Below are 248 nucleotides of genomic sequence, written 5' to 3'. Positions count from 1 at the left end.
CGGCTAGCTCGTCTGTCATTTGATCAAAGGCTTGGTGGACAGGTTCAGCCACCACTCGAATGCCCCCGCGGTCGCGTGGTTCAGAGCGGCAAAATCAGGCGGACGGCCGTTGGAGTATGCAGATCCGACGACGTCGACATCGGATTCGGCGTAGCCCTTCCGCGTCATGCCGACAGAATTCGCTCCATGCAGAACGCCGGGATTCCCGACAACCGTGGCGAACGGCGGGATGTCTTTGGTGGCGATGC

General features: G+C 60.9%; 1 pseudogene. It reads right to left on the bottom strand.

Annotated elements, in window-relative coordinates:
* Positions 1-15: 15 nt before the first annotated feature.
* A pseudogene (locus AB2L51_RS15315) lies at positions 16-248 on the bottom strand (hypothetical protein); the annotation flags it as partial.

This window comes from Acetobacter fabarum (assembly GCF_040702925.2).
Classification (GTDB): domain Bacteria; phylum Pseudomonadota; class Alphaproteobacteria; order Acetobacterales; family Acetobacteraceae; genus Acetobacter; species Acetobacter fabarum_B.
The sequence above is the reverse complement of the archived record's forward strand: the minus strand, read 5'-3'. Positions and strand labels throughout refer to the sequence as shown.